Source organism: Niabella sp. ZPM-14 (genome assembly GCF_055693045.2).
In genome coordinates this window covers 2,575,290-2,598,140 of the sequence record NZ_CM181148.1, presented here as the reverse complement: position 1 = coordinate 2,598,140, position 22,851 = coordinate 2,575,290, and the positions used below count along the sequence as shown (strand labels likewise).

At 47.7% G+C, this 22,851-nt stretch carries 18 protein-coding genes and 1 riboswitch; of the genes, 4 read left to right on the top strand and 14 right to left on the bottom strand.

What is annotated here, in order from left to right; all coding sequences use genetic code 11:
* Positions 1 to 37: 37 nt before the first annotated feature.
* A complete protein-coding gene (gene feoB, locus ACU37H_RS10950; protein ID WP_472701471.1) occupies positions 38 to 2,143 on the bottom strand; it encodes a ferrous iron transport protein B in 2,106 nt (701 codons plus the stop codon).
* Positions 2,144 to 2,300: 157 nt separating this feature from the next.
* Between feoB and ACU37H_RS10945 the strand changes: the two genes are divergently transcribed.
* Positions 2,301 to 2,744, top strand: a complete 444-nt coding sequence (locus tag ACU37H_RS10945) for an IPExxxVDY family protein (protein ID WP_472701472.1) — start codon at positions 2,301 to 2,303, stop codon at positions 2,742 to 2,744.
* A gap of 10 nt (positions 2,745 to 2,754) precedes the next feature.
* Positions 2,755 to 2,991, top strand: a complete 237-nt coding sequence (locus ACU37H_RS10940; RefSeq protein WP_472701473.1) for a 4a-hydroxytetrahydrobiopterin dehydratase — start codon at positions 2,755 to 2,757, stop codon at positions 2,989 to 2,991.
* Here ACU37H_RS10940 and ACU37H_RS10935 read toward each other — a convergent pair.
* Positions 2,978 to 3,892: a mechanosensitive ion channel family protein gene (locus ACU37H_RS10935; RefSeq protein WP_472701474.1), complete on the bottom strand. Its 915-nt coding sequence runs from the start codon at positions 3,890 to 3,892 to the stop codon at positions 2,978 to 2,980. The two genes, ACU37H_RS10940 and ACU37H_RS10935, sit on opposite strands and share 14 nt — an antisense overlap.
* 250 nt (positions 3,893 to 4,142) lie before the next feature.
* Here ACU37H_RS10935 and ACU37H_RS10930 point away from each other — a divergent pair, with 250 nt between their 5' ends.
* A complete protein-coding gene (locus ACU37H_RS10930; RefSeq protein WP_472701475.1) occupies positions 4,143 to 6,284 on the top strand; it encodes a peptidylprolyl isomerase in 2,142 nt (713 codons plus the stop codon).
* A gap of 110 nt (positions 6,285 to 6,394) precedes the next feature.
* A complete protein-coding gene (locus tag ACU37H_RS10925; protein WP_472701476.1) occupies positions 6,395 to 6,904 on the top strand; it encodes a DUF2480 family protein in 510 nt (169 codons plus the stop codon).
* A 42-nt stretch (positions 6,905 to 6,946) separates the two neighbouring features.
* Here ACU37H_RS10925 and ACU37H_RS10920 read toward each other — a convergent pair whose 3' ends face one another.
* The 12 genes from ACU37H_RS10920 to dnaN all read right to left on the bottom strand — a co-directional run bounded on the left by ACU37H_RS10920 (position 6,947) and on the right by dnaN (position 22,248).
* Positions 6,947 to 7,813: an alpha/beta fold hydrolase gene (locus ACU37H_RS10920; protein ID WP_472701477.1), complete on the bottom strand. Its 867-nt coding sequence runs from the start codon at positions 7,811 to 7,813 to the stop codon at positions 6,947 to 6,949.
* Positions 7,814 to 7,871: 58 nt separating this feature from the next.
* On the bottom strand, positions 7,872 to 10,235 hold the full coding sequence (locus ACU37H_RS10915) for a glycoside hydrolase family 95 protein (RefSeq protein ID WP_472701478.1): 2,364 nt from the start codon (positions 10,233 to 10,235) through the stop codon (positions 7,872 to 7,874).
* A 99-nt stretch (positions 10,236 to 10,334) separates the two neighbouring features.
* Positions 10,335 to 11,447: a magnesium/cobalt transporter CorA gene (gene corA, locus ACU37H_RS10910; protein WP_472701479.1), complete on the bottom strand. Its 1,113-nt coding sequence runs from the start codon at positions 11,445 to 11,447 to the stop codon at positions 10,335 to 10,337.
* A 136-nt stretch (positions 11,448 to 11,583) separates the two neighbouring features.
* Positions 11,584 to 12,306, bottom strand: coding sequence for a 3-deoxy-manno-octulosonate cytidylyltransferase (kdsB, locus tag ACU37H_RS10905; RefSeq protein WP_472701480.1), 723 nt, complete (start codon positions 12,304 to 12,306; stop codon positions 11,584 to 11,586).
* A gap of 322 nt (positions 12,307 to 12,628) precedes the next feature.
* Positions 12,629 to 13,450, bottom strand: a complete 822-nt coding sequence (locus ACU37H_RS10900) for a sterol desaturase family protein (RefSeq protein ID WP_472701481.1) — start codon at positions 13,448 to 13,450, stop codon at positions 12,629 to 12,631.
* 62 nt (positions 13,451 to 13,512) lie between these two features.
* Positions 13,513 to 13,929 (bottom strand): putative signal transducing protein, encoded by a 417-nt coding sequence (locus tag ACU37H_RS10895; RefSeq protein WP_472701482.1) that lies wholly within the window; start codon positions 13,927 to 13,929, stop codon positions 13,513 to 13,515.
* Positions 13,930 to 14,323: 394 nt separating this feature from the next.
* The gene (locus ACU37H_RS10890) at positions 14,324 to 15,430 is read right to left on the bottom strand and encodes a DUF5074 domain-containing protein (RefSeq protein ID WP_472701483.1); all 1,107 of its coding nucleotides are present in this window, start codon (positions 15,428 to 15,430) and stop codon (positions 14,324 to 14,326) included.
* A gap of 31 nt (positions 15,431 to 15,461) precedes the next feature.
* Positions 15,462 to 16,571, bottom strand: coding sequence for a PKD domain-containing protein (locus ACU37H_RS10885; RefSeq protein WP_472701484.1), 1,110 nt, complete (start codon positions 16,569 to 16,571; stop codon positions 15,462 to 15,464).
* Between the two features lie 13 nt (positions 16,572 to 16,584).
* Positions 16,585 to 17,742: a YncE family protein gene (locus ACU37H_RS10880; protein ID WP_472701485.1), complete on the bottom strand. Its 1,158-nt coding sequence runs from the start codon at positions 17,740 to 17,742 to the stop codon at positions 16,585 to 16,587.
* 18 nt (positions 17,743 to 17,760) lie between these two features.
* The gene (locus ACU37H_RS10875) at positions 17,761 to 19,773 is read right to left on the bottom strand and encodes a TonB-dependent receptor plug domain-containing protein (protein ID WP_472701486.1); all 2,013 of its coding nucleotides are present in this window, start codon (positions 19,771 to 19,773) and stop codon (positions 17,761 to 17,763) included.
* A gap of 103 nt (positions 19,774 to 19,876) precedes the next feature.
* Positions 19,877 to 20,079: riboswitch (cobalamin riboswitch) on the bottom strand.
* Positions 20,080 to 20,509: 430 nt separating this feature from the next.
* Positions 20,510 to 21,106 carry a TPM domain-containing protein gene (locus tag ACU37H_RS10870; protein ID WP_472701487.1) on the bottom strand — a complete coding sequence of 199 codons (597 nt, stop codon included), beginning with the start codon at positions 21,104 to 21,106 and terminating at the stop codon, positions 20,510 to 20,512.
* Between the two features lie 26 nt (positions 21,107 to 21,132).
* Entirely contained in the window at positions 21,133 to 22,248 is a 1,116-nt protein-coding gene (gene dnaN / locus ACU37H_RS10865; RefSeq protein WP_472701488.1) for a DNA polymerase III subunit beta, read from the bottom strand.
* Positions 22,249 to 22,851: the final 603 nt, after the last annotated feature.

Genomic DNA, 22,851 nt, shown 5'->3' with positions numbered 1-22,851 from the left:
GAGGGTTACATTTATCTGTATGAATCAGACCAGCGTACTATTTTAAAAGCTGATAAGCTACAAAGCTAACGATATAGGCCAGAAAGGTCATGTAGGCCAGCTGTATCATGGGCCATTTCCATCCTCCCGTTTCGCGCTTTACGATGGCCAGCGTGCTCATGCACTGCATGGCAAAGACGTAGAACAGCATCAGTGAAACGCCGGTAGCCAGCGTAAAGACCTTTGTTCCGTCGCTGAATGTAGCGCGGTGCATCCGGTCCTGCAAAGCCATGTTCTCCTCTCCATCGTCTTCAACACTATATAGCGTAGCCATGGTGCCGACAAATACTTCCCTGGCAGCAAAAGAGGTAATCAGCGCGATCCCGATCTTCCAGTCGTATCCCAGGGGTCTTATCACCGGTTCAATGGCTTTGCCCATAATGCCGGCATAAGAGTTTTCCAGCTTGGCGGTTCCATACTGTTCTTCGATCGCGGCCACATCTGCGCCGGGCTGTGACAGCTGCCGCTCATACTCCACGCGTGCAAGCTCCATTCGCTGACCCGGTCCGAAAGAGCTGAGAAACCACAGCGCCAGGCTGATGATTAATATGATCTTACCAGCCTGCACCGTAAAGATCCTGGCCTTTTCGATCATGGTTTGCACGGCATTTTTCCACCGGGGCGCGCGATAAACCGGAAGCTCCAATATAAAAAAGCTCTTTTCTTTTATTTTAATGAACCACTTGGCCACATAGGACACGGCCATGGCAAAAACGATACCGATCAAATAGAGGCCCATCATTACAAGACCCTGCACACTGATGAATCCTGCCAGGTACTGCTCCGGGATCACTACCGCCGTTAATATGATATAAACAGGCAACCTCGCCGAACAGCTCATCAGCGGCGTGACAAGGATGGTGAGTAACCGCTCTTTCCGGTTTTCAATATTGCGGGCACTCATGATGGCAGGTACCGCGCAGGCAAATCCGCTGATCATGGGCATTACGCTTTTCCCATTTAAACCTACCGTCCGCATCACCCGGTCGGTCAGGAAGCTGATGCGCGCCATATAGCCGGTATCTTCCAGCAGGGTGATCAACCCGAATAAGATCATGATCTGGGGGATAAATATGATGATCCCGCCCAGGCCGGCCACCAGGCCGTTAATCAGCAGGTCGGTAAGATTATTTTCAGGAAGTATGTCTGCCAGCCAGCCGCTGAAGGCCGCGGTGCCCCCGTCGATCCAGTCCATCGGGTAAGAGGCCAGGAGAAACACGCATTGGAACAAGAGAAATAACACGGCTAACAAAATAGCATAACCCCAGTACCGGTGCAGGAACACATTATCCAGCCGCTCCGTGAGCCGGGATCTCTTCTGAGGGTCGGGAAAGGAGACCGCCTGATTGAGAATATGGTTGATGCCTTTATACCGCTGAACGATTTCTTCTGCCTGTGTACGGGCGGGGTTGAATTGATGATCGATTTCTGCCTGCTCAATTTGTTCCTGCAGCTCATCTGCCAGCGGGAAGGTTTCATGATTGATCAGGTAGTGCACTGCTTCATAATCGCCGATATGCGGCACAGCCAGCTGTGCCTGTTTGATCGCCCCGGGCGCCAGGGCCGCTGCGTCTATAAAACTTCTCGCCGGAGGCTTGTAAAGATTGCCGGCTACCAGCTCGATGGCCTTTTTCAATGCGTCGATACCCTTGTTCTTGCGGGGGTTGACGACCACCACGGGAACGCCCAGTTCACGCTCCATTTCATTCACGTCTACCTGGATCCCTTTTTTCCGTGCAATGTCCATCATCGTCAGCGCCACCACGATGGGTCGTTTGAGATCAATGATCTGGGTGCAAAACAGCAGGTTCCGCTTCAGGCTGCTGGCATCGGCAACGGCTACGATCACGTCAGCCGATATCGTCTTGTCCTGGTCTAAGATGACCTTGTAGGCCACTTCTTCGTCCAACCGGCGGGGATAGAGGCTGTAGGATCCCGGTAAGTCAATCACCCTTGCGGTAGATTGGCCAATTTTGGTGGTTCCGGTCTTTTTATCGACCGTAACACCGGGGAAATTTCCTACTTTTTGATTCAATCCCGTGAGCGTGTTGAACAATGAAGTCTTTCCGCTGTTGGGATTTCCTGCTAAAGCAATATGTAACATTGAATTTTTCAATACGTAAAACAGCAAAATTAGCTGCCTTTGTCATAAAAGTGTTTACGAATTACGGAGTTTTATCTCCACCTAAAACAGTTGCGCCCGATCTTTGTTTACCTTTAGGTAACAAGAAACCTATTTTATGAACGAATAAAGAAGCAGTATGGCCCTTCTTAAATTGGAATTGGACACCCAGGAAATTATCGACAATTTTTTTGACGATACGCGGCTGTTGGGCATTGTGACCACGGTGAAAGATTACCGTTTTTGCTGGAATCTGAATAATATGCTGGGCATCAACTTCAGGATCAACCACGATATCGAGATCAGCCTGAAGCGAAAGAAAAGACAATACTTCTTTTCTGTTTATGAATATCATGAACCCAACAGCGCTTTGTGTCACTATTTATATAATAATCTCCATGACGGGGAGTTTCTTTTGCCGGAATTTAAAAACCTGGATTTCCTGTGGCTCATGAAAAACGATACGGTCACGGAAGATTACCTGGAACAGATCAAACTGATGTTACGCAATATTCCGGGCGTTCAGCTGGTCACGGAGCTGACTAACGAAAAGATCAAGAATAAAGAATACCTCATCTTTTAAAAGCAACAGTATGTGGCAGGAAATCAATAATAAATTGTACCGGAAAGTGGCGTTCAGCAACTTTAGCGAAGCCTTCGGTTTCATGACACGGGTAGCGATCGCGGCTGAAAAGATGAACCACCATCCCGAATGGAAAAACGTGTACAACACCGTAGAATTCTGGCTGAGCACGCACGATGCCGGTGATATCGTTACCGATAAAGACCGCAAGCTGGCCGATCAGATCGATCAGCTTATACCGGCATAACGCTTGAGCCGGGACGCTGGGACAACATGGCCGACAATTTCTCCCCGCCTTTGATACCAAAATCGAGCGTCCGGATCGGGAACGGAATGGTGATCTGGTTTTCGTCATATGCTTTTTTGATCAGCTTGATCGCTTCGCTTTGGCCCTTCCACAACGTGGGCTGATCACCCGAACGGAGCCAGATCAACACAGAGAACTCAATGGAGGAATCGCCAAACGCATCAAAGAATAACCGGGGTTCCTTGTCTGCTGCTAACACACTTATTTGCTTCACGGCCTCTAAGGTCACGCGCTCCACTTTCTCCAGGTCATCTCCGTAAGAAATACCGACTTTAAGGTCCAGCCTGCGCCGGCCCAACGCGGAATAGTTGATCAAAGGGTTTTGGAAGATGTCTTTATTGGGAATGGTTACAATCTGCCCCTGGAAATTTTTGATCACGGTGTGTCTCAGGTGAACGATCTGCACCACACCATAATGGTCCTTGCTCTTTATGGTCTCTCCCGCCCGGAAGGGGCGCTGGAAAGTGATGAAAATCCCTGATACAAAATTGGCAGCAATATCCTGGAAAGCAAATGCCAGGGCTAACGTAAGTACCCCCGCGCCGGCCAGGATGGTCTTCACCGTATTGTCCAGCTTTAAGACGTTGAGCGCAGAAAATACAACGATGCCTATGAGCAACAGGTAGAAGATCGAGACCAACAGATTGCTGAGGTTTTTATATTGTACAAAACGGGAAATGACCTTTTCGAAAAGCCGTTTCAGATATTTAGCAATAAAAAGCCCGACCACCAGAATGACGATGGCTAAAAGCAGGTTCGGTAAAATATCGATAACAGCATTGATCCAGCGCTCGAGTTTCTCCTTCACTACTTTATACATATTATCCAGATGCAGATTCATAAGCATACTGATTTAGTTTGGTTTCGGTAGCAAAATTACAAAAAACGCGCCAATCGGCGGCATTCACACCGCTTCCCGGCTTCTTTTAAATCGGTCTCGATTCATAGGGAAGTCATAATGGGATCGTCTGTTTCAAGCGGTTAGCGTTACAACTTAACCTGCGCTTCAGTTGTAAGAAATTTTCCACAATTTGTTGATATTTTCAAATACCCTATTTTTGCCGTCCTTTTATTTAATGTATTAATATATTATGTCGGTTATTCAGAAAATCCAGGACAAGTACGGCAAAGTGATGGCCATCATAATTGCTTTGGCGTTAGTGGTATTTGTAATAATGCTTGCTTTTGAGAACGGTGGCAGCCTTTTTAGAGGAGATACAACAACGGTAGGAAAAATCAACGGGGAAGCTGTTGAATATGAAAGCTTCCGCCAGATGGTGGACCAGCAAACGCAGATGATGCAGCAGCGTGGGATGGGCAGCAACAGTGAAATGCTGGCGCAGCAAGCCAATGAAGGCGCCTGGAACACGGAAATCGCCAGGGTCCTTTTAACGCAGGAAGCAGAAAAGCTGGGAATCGAAGTGGGCAAAAAAGAACTGAACGACTTGCTATTCGGTCAAAATCCTCCTCCGGATCTGAAACAGGCATTTACGGATCCTCAAACCGGCATTTACGATCCTTCTGTTGCTCAACAGCAAATCAATCAGATCAAAAGTAAAGGCACGCCTGAGCAAAAAGCACAGTTGAATGCATTCCTGGATCAGATGCTGTTCCAGCATATGGCACAGAAGTATGATGCACTGCTTACGAACAGCATCAATTTCCCCAAATGGATGATCGAAAAAGAAAACGCGCAAAACGCACTTATTTCAAAAATTTCTTTTGTAAGAGAGCCGTACGCGAGCATTTCCGATTCAGCTGTTAAAGTGACCGATGCGGATATACAAGCGTATATTGACGTTCATGAAAAAGATTTCAAACAAACAGAAAGCCGCAGCATCTCTTACGTTGCCTTCAATGCACAGCCTAACGCGTCAGACAGCGCCGAAGCCAAAGCGAGCCTTATGGCATTAAAACCTGCCTTTGACAGCGCCCGCAATGTGGAGAGCTTCCTGATGAGACAAGGCATTAATAATTACTATGGCGGATACATCAGCGGAAATCGTATCCAGGTGCCCATGAAAGATTCCATTTTCAGAGTGGGCGCCGGCAATATCTACGGACCTTATGTGGACGGAGAAAACTATGTATTAGCGAAAGTGATCGCTACTAAAAGTATCCCCGATACCGTAAAGATCCGTCACATATTAGTGGGTACTGCACAAATGGATCCGCAAACCGGTCAGCAGGTTCCTATCAGGGACACGGCGACCGCGAAGAAGCTGGCAGACAGTATCGCTGTGGCCATCAGGAACGGAGCAAATTTCGATTCACTGGTGGTGAAGTTTTCTACCGACCAGGGAAGCGTGAGCAATGGCGGCGTTTATGACGATGTTCCTTCCGGGCAAATGGTGCCTGCTTTCAACGACTTTATCTTTGGCAATCCTGTAGGGTCTAAAGGAGTGGTTAAAACCGACTTCGGCTATCACTACATTGAGATCCTTTCTCAAAAAGGCAGCGCCACCGGTTATAAAATAGCTTACCTGAACAAACCTATTGAGGCAAGCTCAGAGACAGACATGGCCGCCAACAGCGCCGCTACCAAGTTTGCCGGATCCGCAACAGATCAGAAATCTTTCGATGCTGCAGCAGAAAAACTACAAAAGGAAAAAGGTATCTATAAATCAGTAGCACAGGACATTCAGCCAACCGGATCCATGATCCAGGGCGTGGGCGCATCCCGCACATTTGTGAAAAGCATTTATAATGCAGATCTTGGCGATGTGATACAGCCTGAGCGCGTGGGCGACTATTATGTGGTAGCACTGGTGACCGAGGTGAACGAGGAAGGAACAATGAGCCCTTCTAAAGCGCGTATGATGGTAGAACCTTTGCTGGTGAACCAAAAGAAAGCCGAGATCATCACCAAAAAAATCGGTAAGATCACAACGCTTGAAGCAGCAGCCGGTGTATTGAAAAAACAAGTGGAAGTGGCAGACAGCCTCCGTTTCTCCGGTCAGCCTTCCATGAGCCTAGGTTTCGAACCTAAAGTAATTGGTGCAGCTTTCAACAAAGCGAATGTGAACAAAGTGGTGAACGAAGCCATTCCGGGCACGCAAGGGGTTTATGTAGTTCGCGTAGACAACCTGTCGAGCACACCGGTTCAGGCGGCCAATGTGGAAGAGCTCCGGAAAATGCGCTCTATGCAGGCAAGACAACAGTCTCAGTTCCAGTCGCTGCAGGCATTGCGTGAAGCGGCTACCATCAAGGATTACCGCAGCAAGTTCTATTAATCGGACATTAAAAATATAATGCACTACCATCCCGGCTCAGGCCGGGATTTTTTGTATGAGGTCATCATTCCAACTAAACAAGTAGTCCGTTGTTTTTGTTAACTTACAGTATGGAAGAGGTAATCAGAAATAAAGTAGCCGAAAGCGGTATTATCACATTGGATCTTGAAAATTTTTTTCCGAAAGGCGACGTGGTTGTTTTCGATATCAAAGATTTTCTATTCATGGAAATGATCCTGAAGGAAAAAGATTTTCGCGAAGCATTAAAGCAGCACCCCTGGGAAGCGTATCGTGGTAAGATCGTCGGCATTTCCTGTTCTGCAGATGCTATTGTTCCGCACTGGGCCTATATGCTGATCATTTCTTACCTGCAACCCATAGTCGAATTTGTTGCCGAAGGCAATGAAGAAGAAATTAAAAAGCGGGTTTTATTAAACCAGATCAATGCGATCGATCGCTCTCTGTTTACGGATAAACGTGTGGTGATCAAGGGCTGCGGTGACCTTGCCATTGGTGCATTTGCTTACGCCGAAATCACGCGCGTGCTGCTGCCTGTAGTAAAAAGCCTGATGTATGGCGAACCCTGCAGTACGGTTCCGGTATTTAAGAGAAGGCCCTGAAAAAGCGCATTGGCCATGGCCTGTTGTTTTAATGCTGATGACTTATGCGCCCGGACCCAACTCCATCAACACTTTCTTGATATCATCATATTGCTCCCAGGGAATAAAATGGCGGGCTCCTTTCAGGATCACCATTTTCTTTTGGACGCTGGATGATAATTTCTTGTCGGCATAATAGGCGTTCTCCACAGGAACAAAGCTATCCTTGTCCCCGTGAACGATCCACACCGGACAGGTGATCTTATACCAGTATTTTTCCATCAGCCTGAGATCTTTTTTGAGATAGATCAGTTCAGTATTGCTTGGCCGGAAAGCGCCCGGCAAAAAATAAGTGAGGGGCGGCCTGTCTAAAACATAGCGCCACCATTCCTTTTTTTCAGCGGCCGGATCTACGGAAGCCGCGAGTAACACAATGCCTGAGAATAGGTCCGGTGTTCGCATTTCCAGTGCTGCTACAAGCGGACCGCCTAAAGAATGGCCTACGCCATAAACCGGTTTGTTATTGTCGAGCGACTGAATCAATGGTGTAATAAGCGTTACCTGGTCTTCCAGGTTGAGCGCATCACCAAACTGGCTGTAGCCAAATCCCGGCCGGTCGATGGCGATCATCCGGAACTTTTGCAGGAGGTCCGGATCGCGCATGTACCGTTCAAAAGCATTCCATGCACCGGGAGATCCATGTATAAACACCAGCGTAGGAAGTGTGTCGTTTCCGGTCCTGGCATAATGAAGTGTATATCCTCTGGTGGTATAATCGGCCGTTGTGAGCGTAACACTATCCGCCGCAAACCGTTGCCGGGCCTCGCTATCGCTGATCCGGAACTTCATACAGCTTTGTGCCATCAGGAGCCAGCCTACGATGATCAACGCAGTTATTCTTTTCCAGTTTTTAAAAATTTTTCTGACCATTGAAGTTCTTTAAGTCCCACAGCCTCGAGGCTTTAAACCCTCAAAGGTTGCGGATGTACTATCCTAATAACGACATACTTTTTCCGGGTTCTAAGGTGACCGTCAACTCGCTGCCATTCACCAGGACCTTTATTGTTTGACGGACAGGCGTGCTTAGGCTCAACTTAGTAGCTTTCCCATTTTTCCAGGTAATATCGGCCGTAATATTACCACGCGCCTTCAATCCTTTGGCACTCCCGTTGTTCCAGGCTTTCGGCAGAGCAGGCAATACGCGGATGATCCCCCGCTCGTGCGATTGGATCAGCATTTCAGCGACACCCGCAGTGTAACCAAAGTTCCCGTCTATCTGGAAGGGCGGATGCATGTCGAACAGGTTGCTGATGATCGAGATCCTGAACAACTTGCGAATATGCTCATGCGCCCCTTCGCCGTCCAGGAGGCGTGCAGTCAGATTGATCAGCCAGGCACGGCTCCAGCCCGTGTGACCTCCGCCATTTTTCAACCGGTAGTCCAGGGATTTTCTCACCGCGTCCACCAGCTTCGGTGTACCGCTCTGAGTGATCTCATTGCCAGGATGAAAAGCATAAATATGAGACACATGCCGGTGGCCGGGTTCAGGTTCTTTATACTCGCGGTCCCACTCCAGCAGCCTGCCATCGCTGCCTATCTGGGTGCCGCTTCGAAGGTGATCCAGTTGCCCCCTAATTTTTGTTACCGATGCGTTCTGAACATTGAGTATGGCCGCGGCTTCCAGGTAATTAGTGAACAGTTCACGGATCACTTGCTGGTCTTTTGCGCTGCCGAGGCAAAGCGCTGCGGTGTCGCCCTTCTCATTAATAAAACTATTTTCGGGAGAGGAGGAGGGTGCAGAAACCCATTTGCCGGTAACAGGGTCGCGGATGATCCAGTCGCTGTAAAACCGGGCCACTTCCTGCATTGCAGGAAATGCGCGTGTTCTTAAAAAATTTTCATCCCGGGTGAATAGATAATGATTCCAGTAGTGCTGCATCAGCCAGCCACCCGCGCCAAAAGATCCGCCCCAATAAGCGGTACTTGATCTTAAAAATGACGTGGCCCAGATATCCGTGGCGTGTGGAATGAAACTGCCCCCGCACCCATAATTTTTTCGCGCGGCCTCTTTGCCGTTTTCCACCAACCGGTCGATCAGGTCAAACAACGGCTGGTTCACCTCATCCATATTCGTGACGTTGGCTGGCCAGTAATTCATTTGCAGGTTGATGTTGACATGATAGTCCGCGTTCCAGGGCGCCTCAATGTCATTGGTCCAGATCCCCTGCAGGTTGGCCGGCAAGGTGTTCCTCGATGAACTGATCAGCAAGTAGCGTCCGTAGTCGAACAGTAATTGTTCCAGACCCACATCTACCGCACCTTTTTTGACCAGCGCCAGCCTTTCGTCGGTGGGAAGACCGATGGGCTGATGTTCCAGTTGCAGCTGCATCCTGTCTGAAAGGGACCGGTAATCAGCCACATGCGCCTGATGCAGTTCTGCAGCAGTTTTGGACATTACCTGCTGCAAATGCGTTTTACTTTTTTGAATGTAATCCTCGTGATAGTAAGATGTGTTACTGACCAGGTAAATAGTCGCTTCTTTTACATTTTTGAGGCTGATCGTGTTGGCACCGACTTCCACTGACCCGCCTTTGTGCGCAACGCTCAGGCGGGTATCGAATTTTACTCCGGAAAGAATGGGATCTTTGCGGCCTTTGAACGTTCCTTTCCGCTGCGTGATCTCTCCCTGCATCACAAGGCTGTTGTTTTCAGTGAATGTTGTAACGGTTTCATGGCCATTGTCTTTGGGCCTGGTCATGGACAGAGTGGCGTTGAGCCCATTTCCCGCACCCGCTTTGTATTGTATCACCAGCACTTCGTCGGGATAGGAGCTGAAGACCGTTTGCTCAACAGGTGTGTTGCCCAGCTTGTAACGGGATCTTACCGTTGCTTCATCGAGATTGAGCCTGCGGGTATAATCTGAATAGGACTGTTCTCCAAAGTCGATCCAAAGGTCGCCCATCGTCTGATGGGACCGAATAATACTCTTCGTTAAAAATTTATCAACAAACAATGCATCGGCTTCTTTATTCTTTCCTTGCTTCAGCAGCTCGCGAATATCGCTGAGATCCTTTTCGTTGCCTTGAGCAAGCCCCCAGTTGTTTTCTCCGGGCCAAAGGCTGTTTTCATTCAGCTGAATATGCTCCTTCGTGGGATGGCTAAACACCATAGCTCCCAGGCGCCCGTTGCCCGTAGGCAATGCTTCCAGCCACTGCCCGGCTGGCTGGCGATACCAGAGTTCCCGGTCGCCGGCTGCATGTGATTGGGTCTGCCCCTGCTGCGGTGCATGACAAGCCCATATCGATAAGATCAATAAGATTGCACCTGTTTTGGTAATGATGTTTTGTAGCATTATTTTGTTTATAGATTAAAAAAATCGCAAGCAATAAGCGCCGGAACATGCGGCTGTGCCACTGCGTTCCAACACAAGTTGACTTCTACAATCGTACGCTTAAAACCAGCCGCGCTTTTTAAACATGATCAGCATCCAGACAGGGATCACGAGCATGGCACCTACCGCTATCCAAAAGCCCCAGTGCTGCCCGCTCAGCGGGATCACCTGGAAGTTCATACCGAAGATGCCACCTATCACTGTCGCCGGCGCCAGCACGCAGGTCACGATTGCCATCACTTTCATGACCTCATTCATCTTCAGGTTGACATTGCTGATGTAGAGATCCTGCATGCCCATGATCATATCGCGATAGTTATCCACAAGATCGATGGCCTGGACCACGTGGTCATAAACATCTTTATAAAACCGCTCATTGAATTCGGTGAGCAGATCGCTGTCGCTCTTGATGAGACCACCCACCACTTCGCGTACCGGATAGATACTTCTTTTCAACACGATCAATTCTTTTCGCAGCACATTCACCATAGCGAGTGCGCGCTTGTTGGTGCCTCGTATAATCTCTTCTTCGATATCTTCGATGCGATCGCCGAGCTTTTCCATCGCGATAAAGTAGTTATCAACAATCGTGTCGATCAGCGTGTAATAGAGATAGTCCGCTTCTTTGGTCCGCGTTTTACTGGTAGGCAATTTCAATCTTTCGCGCAGCGGATCAAAGAGATCCCGCGAAGGGTCGTCCTGGAAAGTGATCACAAAATTTTTACCAAGCACCAGGCTGATCTGCTCCTGTCCGATGGAGTTCCTTTCATCGTTATAATACAAAATATTCATCAGGCAGAAAAGGATCTCATCAATCTCATCCACCTTGGGCCGCTGATTCACGCTTAATATGTCCTCCCGCAACAAAGGGTGGATACCATACTGATCGCCGATCAGATCGACATCATCTTTTCTAAGCCCGTCGATATTGATCCACACAATATGGTTATTGCATTTCAGGGCAAGCGCCTCTTCAATCCCGATATCCTTGTATTCCTTTATTTCTGACTTATCATAAACATATGCCGTGATCACTACGGTTGCCGCTTCTTCGCGGATAGGAATGATCGTGGGATTTACCGTAAGGATCTCTTTGGTTCGCTCGGTCCCGAACAGCTCCAGTAAATTGGGCAGGAACAGGTACCGCAAATATTTTTCCGGGCGCATTTTCATTCGTAATGTTTATTTCAGTAGCCGAATAAATCTACCTTAATGATTCAATTGTAATCCTGTGGGTTTCATTCGTGTTATCTTTTGATGTGCCACACCGATCCGTTGCTTCCGGCAAAAAGCAGCGTTGCTTATTCCCTCAACTGATCATTGCCAATGCTTTTTCCAGGTCTTCGGGTGTGTCGATGGCTATATTTTTATAGCTGGTTTCAGCCATGTAAATATCAATGCCGTTATATAAGAACCGTAGTTGCTCCAGCTTTTCGATCTGCTCCGGCGGAGCTTGAGGCAAAGCCGTGAAAGCCTGCAATGCCTCGTTGCGAAAAGCATACACACCAATATGCAAAAAGTGATCCGCCGGGATGTCTGCATCCCGTTGATAGGGAATGACGCTCCGGCTAAAATACAGCGCCTTATTGTGCTTATTAGTGACCACCTTGACCATGTTCGGATTGTTGATGTCATGAGCGTCTTCCATTTTCCGCATTAGTGAGGCAACCTGCACTTCCGGCTGGTCGAACAGGCGAACGAGTTTTTCCAACGGCTCCTTTTGTATAAAAGGTTCGTCACCCTGAACGTTTACGATCACGTCTGCGTCCAGGCTGCGCGCTGCTTCTGCGATGCGGTCGGTTCCGCTTTCGTGGGCGGTGAGGCTCATGATCGCTTTTCCTCCGCGATGGGTGATTTCTTTATAAATAATATCACTGTCTGTAATAACATATACCTCTTGAAACAGGTCACTCTGCAGCGCTGCTTCATACGTGCGGGTGATAACCGGTTTGTCGCCGAGCATCTTCATCAGCTTTGCATGAAAACGCGTGGCGGCATATCGGGCCGGGATCATTGCTATCACTTTAGTCATATATCAAAAATAAATGAATCTTTTCTCTTGAAACGATAATGTGAACAGGAGCTTATAAAGATTGAAGTTGGTGCCACGAATCGACGAATATTTGTTCCCGTATCTGGGAACAAGCTCCATTAAATAACAGCACTATCCCCGTGGGGTGATTTCGTATACGCCGCAGTTTGCACCTCAGGTTTCACCCGAAGATTCGCTTCTGTCTTCCAAGGCTGTCGTTATAAAATCTACCAATATTAAGAGCCTTAGGCAAGACCCATTTCATATAAACAAGACCGGTGCCTCGTTTCAAGCCCAGCGGTCAGCTGCAAATCAAACACAATTATCTTTTTTTCTTCACAAACGGATCTTTCAACAGGTTGAAGAAATCTTCATCCCGTTCATTAGGATAATACTTGTCTAAGCCATATTTGATTTGAGACGGTGGCAGCGTGGTGAATGTGTGGAACAGGCGATCCCAGATGGAGAATACCGCACCATAGTTACTATCCGTATACGGCTGCATCCAATGGTGGTGCACTTTGTGCATGTTGGGCGATACAAAGAGATAGCTCAATGTTTTATCCAATAGCGGCGGCAGGCTGATGTTGGCATGTGTAAAAGCAGTAGTGATCACGACCAGGGTTTGATAGATCATGACGCTGTACATCGGCGCGCCACTGATAAAGATCAGTAACAAAAAGAAAATACCGCGTAGCAAACTGTCGCCGGGATGATGCCGCAGGCCGGTGGTTACGTCTACCTTGTTGTCGCTGTGATGAATGAGATGGTATCGCCAGAGATAAGGATTTTTATGCATCACCCAATGGACCAGCCAACTACTGAAATCCAGCGTCAGCACACCGATCAAAATAGCACCCCACACATTGGCCCGCAACCAATACACCATGCCGAAGTCGGCATTGCGACACCAGTCGCTAAGCATCACGATCAGGACAGCCAGCGCGGTGTGTATGACCAGATGCATCACAGTAAAACCAAAGTTCACCAGTGCGTGCCGGAATTTGTTTTTGCGGTATTGCAGCCGGACAAGCGGAATCGCTCCTTCGATCACCCAGAAAAACAACAAGCCACCCACCAGGAGGGCCATTCGCTCCAGGGGCCGCTGTTCCAGCGTTGAGAAATATGTGATCACTTTGTCCATGATGTGAGGAGACCCGGCAAGCCAGATAAACCACCACTCTCACCTCCGGGGAAGATGCATGGCTACCGGCTTTCCGGCTCGCTGTTGAGTTCGTATTCATTTTCGCAATCAAAACAATGATACACCTGGTCCATCAAGGAAGCTGAGCCGTTCTTTAAAATAGCATCTTTAATGGCCATAAACCAATTGTTTGTTCGACGTGGCACACTGATCATCTCTATATTGTCTGATCCGCATCTGGGACAGGCATGTTGCTTCTTATAGGCATCTTTATCTTCGTTGATCAGCGCCAGCGCCCGTTCCTGCTGGGCTTCAGCCACCATTAGTTTGATACCGCCCACCGCATAAGTAAGAGCCGGATGTACACCCACCGTGTTTTCATCTTTCAGCCAACAGTTGATATTGGCTTCCTGCAAGCGACCCATTGTTAAATGGGCATTGATATAATCGTCAAATACGGCGGCTACTACAAAGTTCATGTATTAAAGTTAGCGCAATTTCAGGCAATAAAAAATGCCGTCTCAGGACGGCATTTTAATCGTATCGGTAAATGGCGTTGTTTAAACTTTTTTCATGCTGCGAACGGGATGGAGCCGGATCATGTGTGCCAATAAGGACGATATTTCATGCCGGTCTTTGTGGCTTCCGCGGCCCCGCACTCATTGCTGGCACCGGTAGCACTTTCTGATCCGATGATTGGATTGGCGCTTGCGTACAGAAACGGTCAGACGGAGACCGTCAGACCGGGTTAGGCGGGATTTCTTCCCGTCCGTCCCGGCACGGGCGGGCGCTTCGATTCGCTTTGAATGAGGATATTATTTTTAAATGTTCTGATGAATAATATTCAAAAGGTTAAACAACTTCAATGAATGCTTAATGAAATATTGCAAGCCCCGGGAAGTAAATGTGGTTGAAATCAACAACAGATCCGTCACTGCCATATTGAATATTTTTTACCAGGGCACCCGTGCCGGCATTATAGATCAGCAAATAGTTGATACCGGAAGCTGCGCCATAGCCAGCGATGCCATTGACAATAATATGATCTTGATTCTTATCATAACGCGCTACTCCATAGACCATGAACGGGTTGACGTCTATCGTTATAAAAGGTTGGCTTAATGATGCAGGGTTACCGTCTACATATTTATAGATACGATTGCCTGCATGATAAAACACCGCGTTCTCCTTCGTTGATGCGGTGAGGCGGGTGGGTGCATCAAGGCCGAAAGAACCGATCGTAGCAGGCAGCGCGACGCCGGCCGTATCTAAATTCTTATCGATCGCAATCAATCTGCTTCCCGTAGCAGCCCACACTTTACCATTGGGCGTTGTCACAAACCCACGGTTGATATCGCTAAAGCTTTTGACGAGCGCATAATTGTTCTCCGCGATAATCTTCGCTCCGTTGGATTGCAGGATATACACGTATGCTCCCGCCTTCAGCATGTCACCGGTGTTCACAGAAGAAATGGAAAGCAATTTATTTTGTACCTGCAGTGTGTTTAGGTTGATGGCATATACACCGTCACCCGTGCTTACCAGTCCTTCGCCCGGGCGCACGCCGATGAGGCTCCTCCAATGACTGGATTCCTGGTTGTAGCGTGCCTCTTCTTTTAAAGTATGCGCATCCAGCTTGACGATGGGCCCATTCATCTTGCTGGTGAGATATAATTTCTCTTCGAACAATGTGGCAAATTGAAGCGTGCTGGTCTTTGTAGTATTGGCAAGCGTTTTACCCGGATTCTCTTTCTCGTATACCTTGGTTGCTACGGTATCCGCACCGTAATGATAAAATTGAATCGTGCCGGCTGTTTGGGCGTAAGATCCTTCTGTGATAATAAAAAATCCGTTGTCGTAAGGCGCGGCTGGATTTTCGGGATCGACCGGCTCCGGTATAACCTCGCTGTTTTTAGAGCAGGAAAAGAAAGTGATCGCTACGATCAAGACAAGCAGCTTTGATAATTGTTTGTTGTACATATTTTTTTATTTGATTTTTATTGATGCTTCCTTATTGATTGAAATGCAGATCCCTGATGCCGGTAATTTCTGTGGACACTTCGCCAAGCCAGCCTCCATCACCCATCATAGCGGTTTGTACCTTAATGAAATCAATGGTTTTCAAATGTGCCGGATCTCCTTTGGCATTGACCGCATGGGCGATGTCGAAGGCATTGCCGCCATTGGCTGCCGAGCGATTATCCGCATAGCCCCACTCGTAAGGCAGGTTGGTGATGTAGCCGGGATTGCTGGTATTAAGTTGCCCTTTGAGCCAGGAGCCTTTCAGCGTATAGCTGTCGCCTGTAATCCATCCGGGATAATAAGCCTGCCGGTGAAAGCTGTTTTTCTTCACGAAGCCCGTATTGCCTTTGTTGTCGCGCCATTCCACGTTGGCATCTTCCGTAGCGGGCCGGAAATAGGTCACTTCATAATCCCGCAGGTAAACACCAGTCTTACCGGACTCGCTGCCGGCAAGTTCATACCAGGTATCATCGGGCTGTCCATTGCCATTATCGTCCGCCATTACGTATACAATGCCCGGCTCGCTCCATTCCGGTAGCGCGTTGCCGGCGATATCGATGTCTGCACCTTCTTTGTCGGGCACACTGTGGTCAAAGCCATAAACTACGTAACCACCCCACGCGCCGAGGCTGACCATGCCTGTTTTACCCATAAGGCTTTTAGCGCTTTCCAGGTTGCCCGGTGCTTTGTTGATAAACTGGCCGGGAGCGGGCACATATTCAAACAGTGTATCTACATAAGCAGAAGTACCGCCGGTCCTTACAGGTGCTGCTACCTCTACGGTGTAGGATCGCTTTACAGACCCAGCACTGTTGGTGGCTGTGTAAGACAGGGTATAGGTTGCAGTCGTGTCAAAAGCATGTTCAAACAGGCTTCCCGTGGCGACTGTTTGTTCGTTTATTTTCCAGACCTGTTGTACTTCCCGACCAGCATTGACAGCTGCTTCAATTTTTACTACTTCGCCTACAGAAGCATACAGTGTTGGCGCTTCAACAGAGAAGCGGACGACCGGCGCTACCATGGATTCCTTTTTACAGGAATATAACAGGAGCAGCCATCCGGCAAATGCTAATAATACATAGTGGTTGTTTGATTTCATGATGATGATGGTTTTATGGAGTGATCGTTTTATATACAAAAGCAAAGTGGGCAGGAATATTCCCGGAGCTAACGCTGAACAGCTTTTGCCCGCTGGCATTGTATCCGTACAATACACCAGAGGATACATAGTCCTTTGCGTCCGTGATATAAATGTTGCGGCTTACAGGGTCTGCTGTGATTCCGTAGGGTTTATCGATCGCTGTTTCAGAGCCGTCCCTGATAAAGCTGGCATTCAGCAAAGTCTCTGTTTGGGTATTGATCAGGTGAAAAGTGTTTTCCCACTTTCCTGTTTTATAACTGAAAGAAGAACCGATCACATACGCCGAATCGCCCGCCAGGCTCAGGTTTGAAGCAGCGATATCAAAAGTCTTCTTTATCGAAGCCGTCTTTGTATCTAATACGAGGAGCCGGGATGGAATATCATAATAATCTCCGCGCGAAGTGACATATAAATCTCCGTCTTTATCTGCTTTTAAGCGATGCAGATTGATGGCAACATCGATATCTTTTATTTTTTTAAAAGAAGACAGATCGATGGCAGATACCGTTCTTTCATAATCGGGTGGACTGTAGCCGCCGGAGTTGGCGACATACAGCGTGTTCGCCACAACAGCCATCTCCTCCGGTTGTCTGCCGACTTCTACCGTGCGGCTTATCTCAAGGCTTGCAGTGTCTACTTCAGCCACGATCCCGTTAGGTGCATTAGATCCCAGCGCGATATCGCCATTATAGGCACTGACGTAGGCTTTCCCGTTTGCAAATGTGATATAGCGGCAATTCTTGAGGGTAATGGTCCGGATGCGTTTTGCCGTTGCCAGGTCCATGACTTCGATTTTGTCAGACGCGTTAATGACGGCATATAATTTTGCTCCGTACGCTCCGATATCATTGCCCACATCGCCCAGACCCAGCGTTGCATCAGGGTTTGACTGAGTATAGATATTTCTTTTGTAGACGCCGCTGGCATAATCATAGTAATCGAGCGCAGCCATATTGGTATTCCAGTTGCCTTCATTCAAAAGATAAAAGCCTGCGATGGCGGAGTCCGCTTGCGGCGGAAGGGGCGTGGCTGTTCCTTCGTTGAAGGAAGTCTCTTTCCGGCAGGAACTAATTACGCATATACAAACAATAAAAAAAGCGGTGGCGGTAGTTATAGGGTTTTGTTTCATGATAAGATCATTTTTGTTTCAGAGATATAGGGTGAAGGATAGGCGATAGTTCCTGCCGGGCATCGGGAAGTTGAGCACCACATCATAATACTGATTGAACAGATTATTGATCTCAAGGCCGGCTTTCCAGCCACGCGGCGTTTTACTATGTTCGTATACACAGCCTAGGTCGGTTGTATACCAGGGTTGTAAATAGTTGCCCGATGTGTTTTCCGGCAGGGCATATCGTGCACCTGTATAAATGAAGCTGTAATTCAGTGTCACCGTTTTCCACAACATCGATCCGTGCATCGTGCCGCTATGCTCGGGCATATAAGGAATCTGTTGGTTGTAAGAAGATTGGCCGCGTGTTTTATTCAGCGCCTTTTGACAGGTGTAGTTAAGGCCATTGTTCCAGACCAGGCCCGCGCCGAGCCTCTTTGTAAAAGAAAGATTGGCTTCGAGTCCTTTAATATGAACACGCCCGAGGTTTAACATCATCCAGCGAAAGAGGTTGGCCGAGGGAACGGCAACGATCTTGTTGGTTACTTCATTATAGTAAGCATCGGCCTGCAGCGAAATATGATCGACAACAAATTTTATGTCCTTCATCCACGTGCAGCCGATATTGTATTGCCTCGTATATTCAGGTTGTAAAAAAGTATTTCCGACAAGCGTGTAATAGAGATCGTTGAAGGTGGGCATGCGCAGGCTTTCCTTATAAAAACCACGGATGGTCACATCTTTCGTGCCTGGCGGTTGCCAGGAAGCGGCAAATGTTGGAGACAGCACGCTCCGGTCGGAGGCCCCTTCAAAATATTTAACCCTATCATCAAAATAGCCATACAACAATGCTGCCTGTACCCACATGCGCTTCCACTTGAAATGATTATTGAAAGAACCGAGGTAAGAGTACCGCCGTGGATAAGCAAAACGGTAGAGGTTTGCTTCCAGCGTATGGTAGGAGATATCTGCAGACAGGGCGGTTTGCCACCAGGGATAGGGTTGGTATTGCTGTGCCAGTGATGCATATAATTCCCGTTGCTGATAGACATTGTTTAGCGGCCCGGTCGTTGTGATATAATCAGGATCGGCATACCGGGTCTCGTCGCTCGTGTATTTGATATGAAAGAGCTGCTGGTATTTTTCGGAAACGATTGTTTTATAGGACCCATGTAAAAACCAATTGCGGTCACCCAATCGCTGCGGATTGTAAAACCTGTTTTCGACAACGGCGCCTGGCAGCCCCCTGTCGGATTGATAGTAATAGGCTTTGATAAAAGCTTCTCCAGATTGACGAAAAGTTTTGAATAGGGTGGCCTCTGCTCTAAGGGCCGTTATATCTGCATTCTGACGGATCGCCGTCGTGTCAAACAAAGCTTCGTGTTTGCGAAACTTATATTTACCATGCGCTGTTACGACTTCCACATTTGCTGACAAAGCAAGATCTTGTTTAAACCTTTGCTGCCATAATAGAGATGGGTTGGCCAATCCGAAAGACCCGGTTTTAAAGGTAGCACGAATCTTTTTAGAGTGGGCCGCATCGAGGCCGGGCCGGGCCGTCTGAAGATATAAACCGGTGGAGGCAAACAGGGCCTTTGCGGGTTGGAGTAGTTCCGGACGTTGGCCATTGTACAGTTCGATGGCTTCGATATTATCCAAAGAATATTTACCAAGATCCACCGTTCCGTTTTGTGCGTTTCCCACAGGGATACCATCCAGGAATACGCCGACATGTTGCGTGCCCATGCTGCGCACGTTGATGGTTTTTAAACCACCGATACCGCCGTAATCCTTTAACTGTACGCCGGAGAAATAACGGATTGCATCAGCAACAGAAAAAGCATTGAGCCGCTGCAAAGCCGTGCCGGATAAGGATTGCACGGGCGTGACGGATGCAGACATGAACCTCTTTCTACTACTGTTCACCTCCACCCGCTCCAGTTCCTTTACCCACAAAGAGTCGGCCGATTGCGCAAGCGTCTTGCCTGCACAACATAATAACGACAACAAAATCCCGCACCGCCAAAGGCGCGCTACACCATACTGCATTAACTATTTGATTAAAAGAATCAAACAGCTTTGCGAACAATTGAAAACAAATAGTTTGCTACTAAAAGCATTTTTTGCATTCAAGCTTCAGTCCACGAAAGCTTAAAAGATAGCTGCTTTGGCAGGTCTCCTGACTTGTTCTCACTTTGAGCGGCCTTCCCATCCGCGGGGGCGGACAGTGGCTAAGATGTGTCAAAGCATTGATCAGAACTTACAGTAGCGGGTCTGTTCAGGATTTGCACCTGATTCCCTTTTAATCAACCGCGTCCGGGAAGGACGTGTTGAACCAATGCGGCGCAAAGGTAAGTGTTCGTGAAGAAATGGAGACGATTAAATAGAGAAAAGAATGCCACAACACAGAGATGACGCGCATTCAGGCGGATTGATGCGGTGTTGTATTGCTGAATAACCCTTCTTTTAACCAGGCTTTAATCATGCTAAAGAATAACTACGCCTCGCGGAATAAAAATTTTTCGCGCAAAGGAGATCTCCAATAATGTGTGGACATTGGAATGCGTTTAAGCATCCGCGCCCAGAGCAATCCGCTGAATGGGGGAGAACCGTAGGTTCGTTGTTATCTGTAATCAATATGGCCGTGCTTCAGTGCCTTCTAACTCTTCCTGTTATTGTTGGAAAGAAACAATAACATATTGGATTACCGACGCAGGCTTTTGGGGATGTAACAGCGTTCAATGAACGCAACAAAAATAACGAGGGATGGCTCGTGCCTGTCTTCTTAAAATTTAATGTTTTTCCGGATCGTATTCATGATCGATGTAACGCCGTCTAAAGTGCCATCGAAATAACGATTTTTCTGAAATGCGGGGCGGAACTGTGTTTCAATAATGCCGGATGTTTCGGCTTCGCTCAACAGCCGGGCGACAAAAGCACCATAATCAACTGACACGCGGCTTAGGTTTTTGCTGATGCTGATGGAAATGCATTTATCGCTTTTGCCGTGTACAGCTGCCCATTCTGCTAATGCAGCTTTGTTGGCCTCCTGGAAGCGGTCAGCGGTTATAGACGGGTCTTTAACCGTGGTTATTTTAATAGGGATCAGGTTGCTCTTTTCAAAATTGCGGAGCAATGAATCCAGCTTTTTTTCCTGCGCCGGCGTGAACAACGCTTCGTAGTCGTACACATAATTTATATCGGCGGGTGTGGCTGTCGTTTGAGATGGGAACACGACTTTCGCCTCTTGCTTAGCCGGGACGGATGGAGCTGGCGCTCCGGTTGACTTCCCGGAACTTCCGCAGGATGGTAACAGGGCAGCACCCAGCAATACAGACAGAATCGGGACGATGAACGTACTGCGACGCAACGAAGATGCCATAACAACTTTTGTTGGGTAAATAACGATTATTGGTTCAGCATAAGCGGCATTACCAGCATCAGCAACTCTTCATTTTCATCCTGGTCTACCGGTTTAATAAGGCCTGCTTTGGTGGGCGTGCTCAGTTCGAGATATACCTCCTCACTGTGCGTGCTGTTCAGCATCTCGATGAGGAACTTGGCGTTGAAGGCGATTTGCAGATCTTCTCCATTGTACTGACATTTCATGCGCTCGTTACCTTCGAAGCTGAAATCAACATCCTGGGCCGCCAGTTGCAGTTCGCTACCGCTGATGTCTAGTGCCACCTGGTAAGTGCTCTTATTACTAAATACGCTTACACGGCGTAATGCACCCAGAAACTCCTGCCTGTTTACGGTAAGCCTGTACGGATTTTCCGATGGGATCACCACTTTATAATCCGGGAACCGCGCATCGATCAGGCGACAGCTGAGACGGGTGGTGCCATGTGTCACGAAAAAGTGATTGCTGTTATAATTCAGCGTGATCTCATCTTCGTTGTCAGGCAGTGCTGATTTTAATAAGTTGAGTGGCTTGCGGGGAACAATAAAATTGTCGCCACCGGTAGCTTCTGCATCTTTTCTTTTATAACGAACCAAACGGTGCGCATCTGTTGCCACGAATTGGATGCCGTTTTTATCCAACTCGAAGAACACGCCGGTCATGGCCGGACGCAGGTCATCGGTGCTGGTAGCAAACAAGGTTTTGTTGATGGCCGTCACCAATGCCGAAGAGGTCATGGTGAAAGAAGTGGTATCATCGGCAGCCGGCTCTTTCGGAAAATTGTCGGGATTTTCGCCCATCACTTTATACTTTCCGCTATCGCTGGTGATCTCAACGCCGAAGTTTTTATCGATATTAAATGTCAACGGCTGATCAGGAATATTTTTAAGGGAGTCGATGAGGATCTTACCGGGTATACAAACGCGGCCATTGTCTTTCGCTTCGATTTCCATTTCTGTTCTCATCACTGTTTCCAGGTCGGTCGCAACGATGGTAAGCTTGTTGGCTTCAATCTCAAATAGAAAGTCTTCCAATATAGGTAACACTGTATTGGCATTGATCACACCCGAAAGATTTTGCAGTTGTTTAAGCAAAGCGTTTGATGATGCTATAAATTTCATCCCTTTATCTTTTGTTTTTTAAGTTGGTACGATGTAACGCCTTTATTATTTGTATGCCCACTCCGTGATATACAGTCAATGGGGCGTTTCAACCGAGTAAAGTTTAGTTTCCACCAGCCTGTTTACAGGTGCAGCGAAGCTACTATAAAAAAGATTTTGTGCAATATAATTTATTTATAGTAATCCGATGGATGGGAGCGTGGATAAGCAGGGCGGCCAGATCAAAATGGAAACCGAAACAGGAAAGCTTAAATACCAAAAGCGCGCTGAGGGTGATGGAAAAATGTTAATTCGAACGATTAAATGCCCCGCTCATTTCACCCCGAATCAAGCATAAACTGCTTTAAATAGCTGCAAAAGCCAAATTTCAAAAAGTCAAAGCAGCAAATATCCTGCACATTCCCTAATATTGGCCGGTCCGGTTGGGTCCGACCCTTCGCGGTTTTGGTACAGCACAGGGTTTTAATTGTTGAGCTGACAATAAATCATTTGTTTTGTATTTTTGGTCGGTCTTGCGTCGATGAGCTTTCTTTTTCTTATTGAAACCTTGGTTATAACAGCAGAACTCGTTAACTTTAAGAAAAATAAATATATAATTTATTT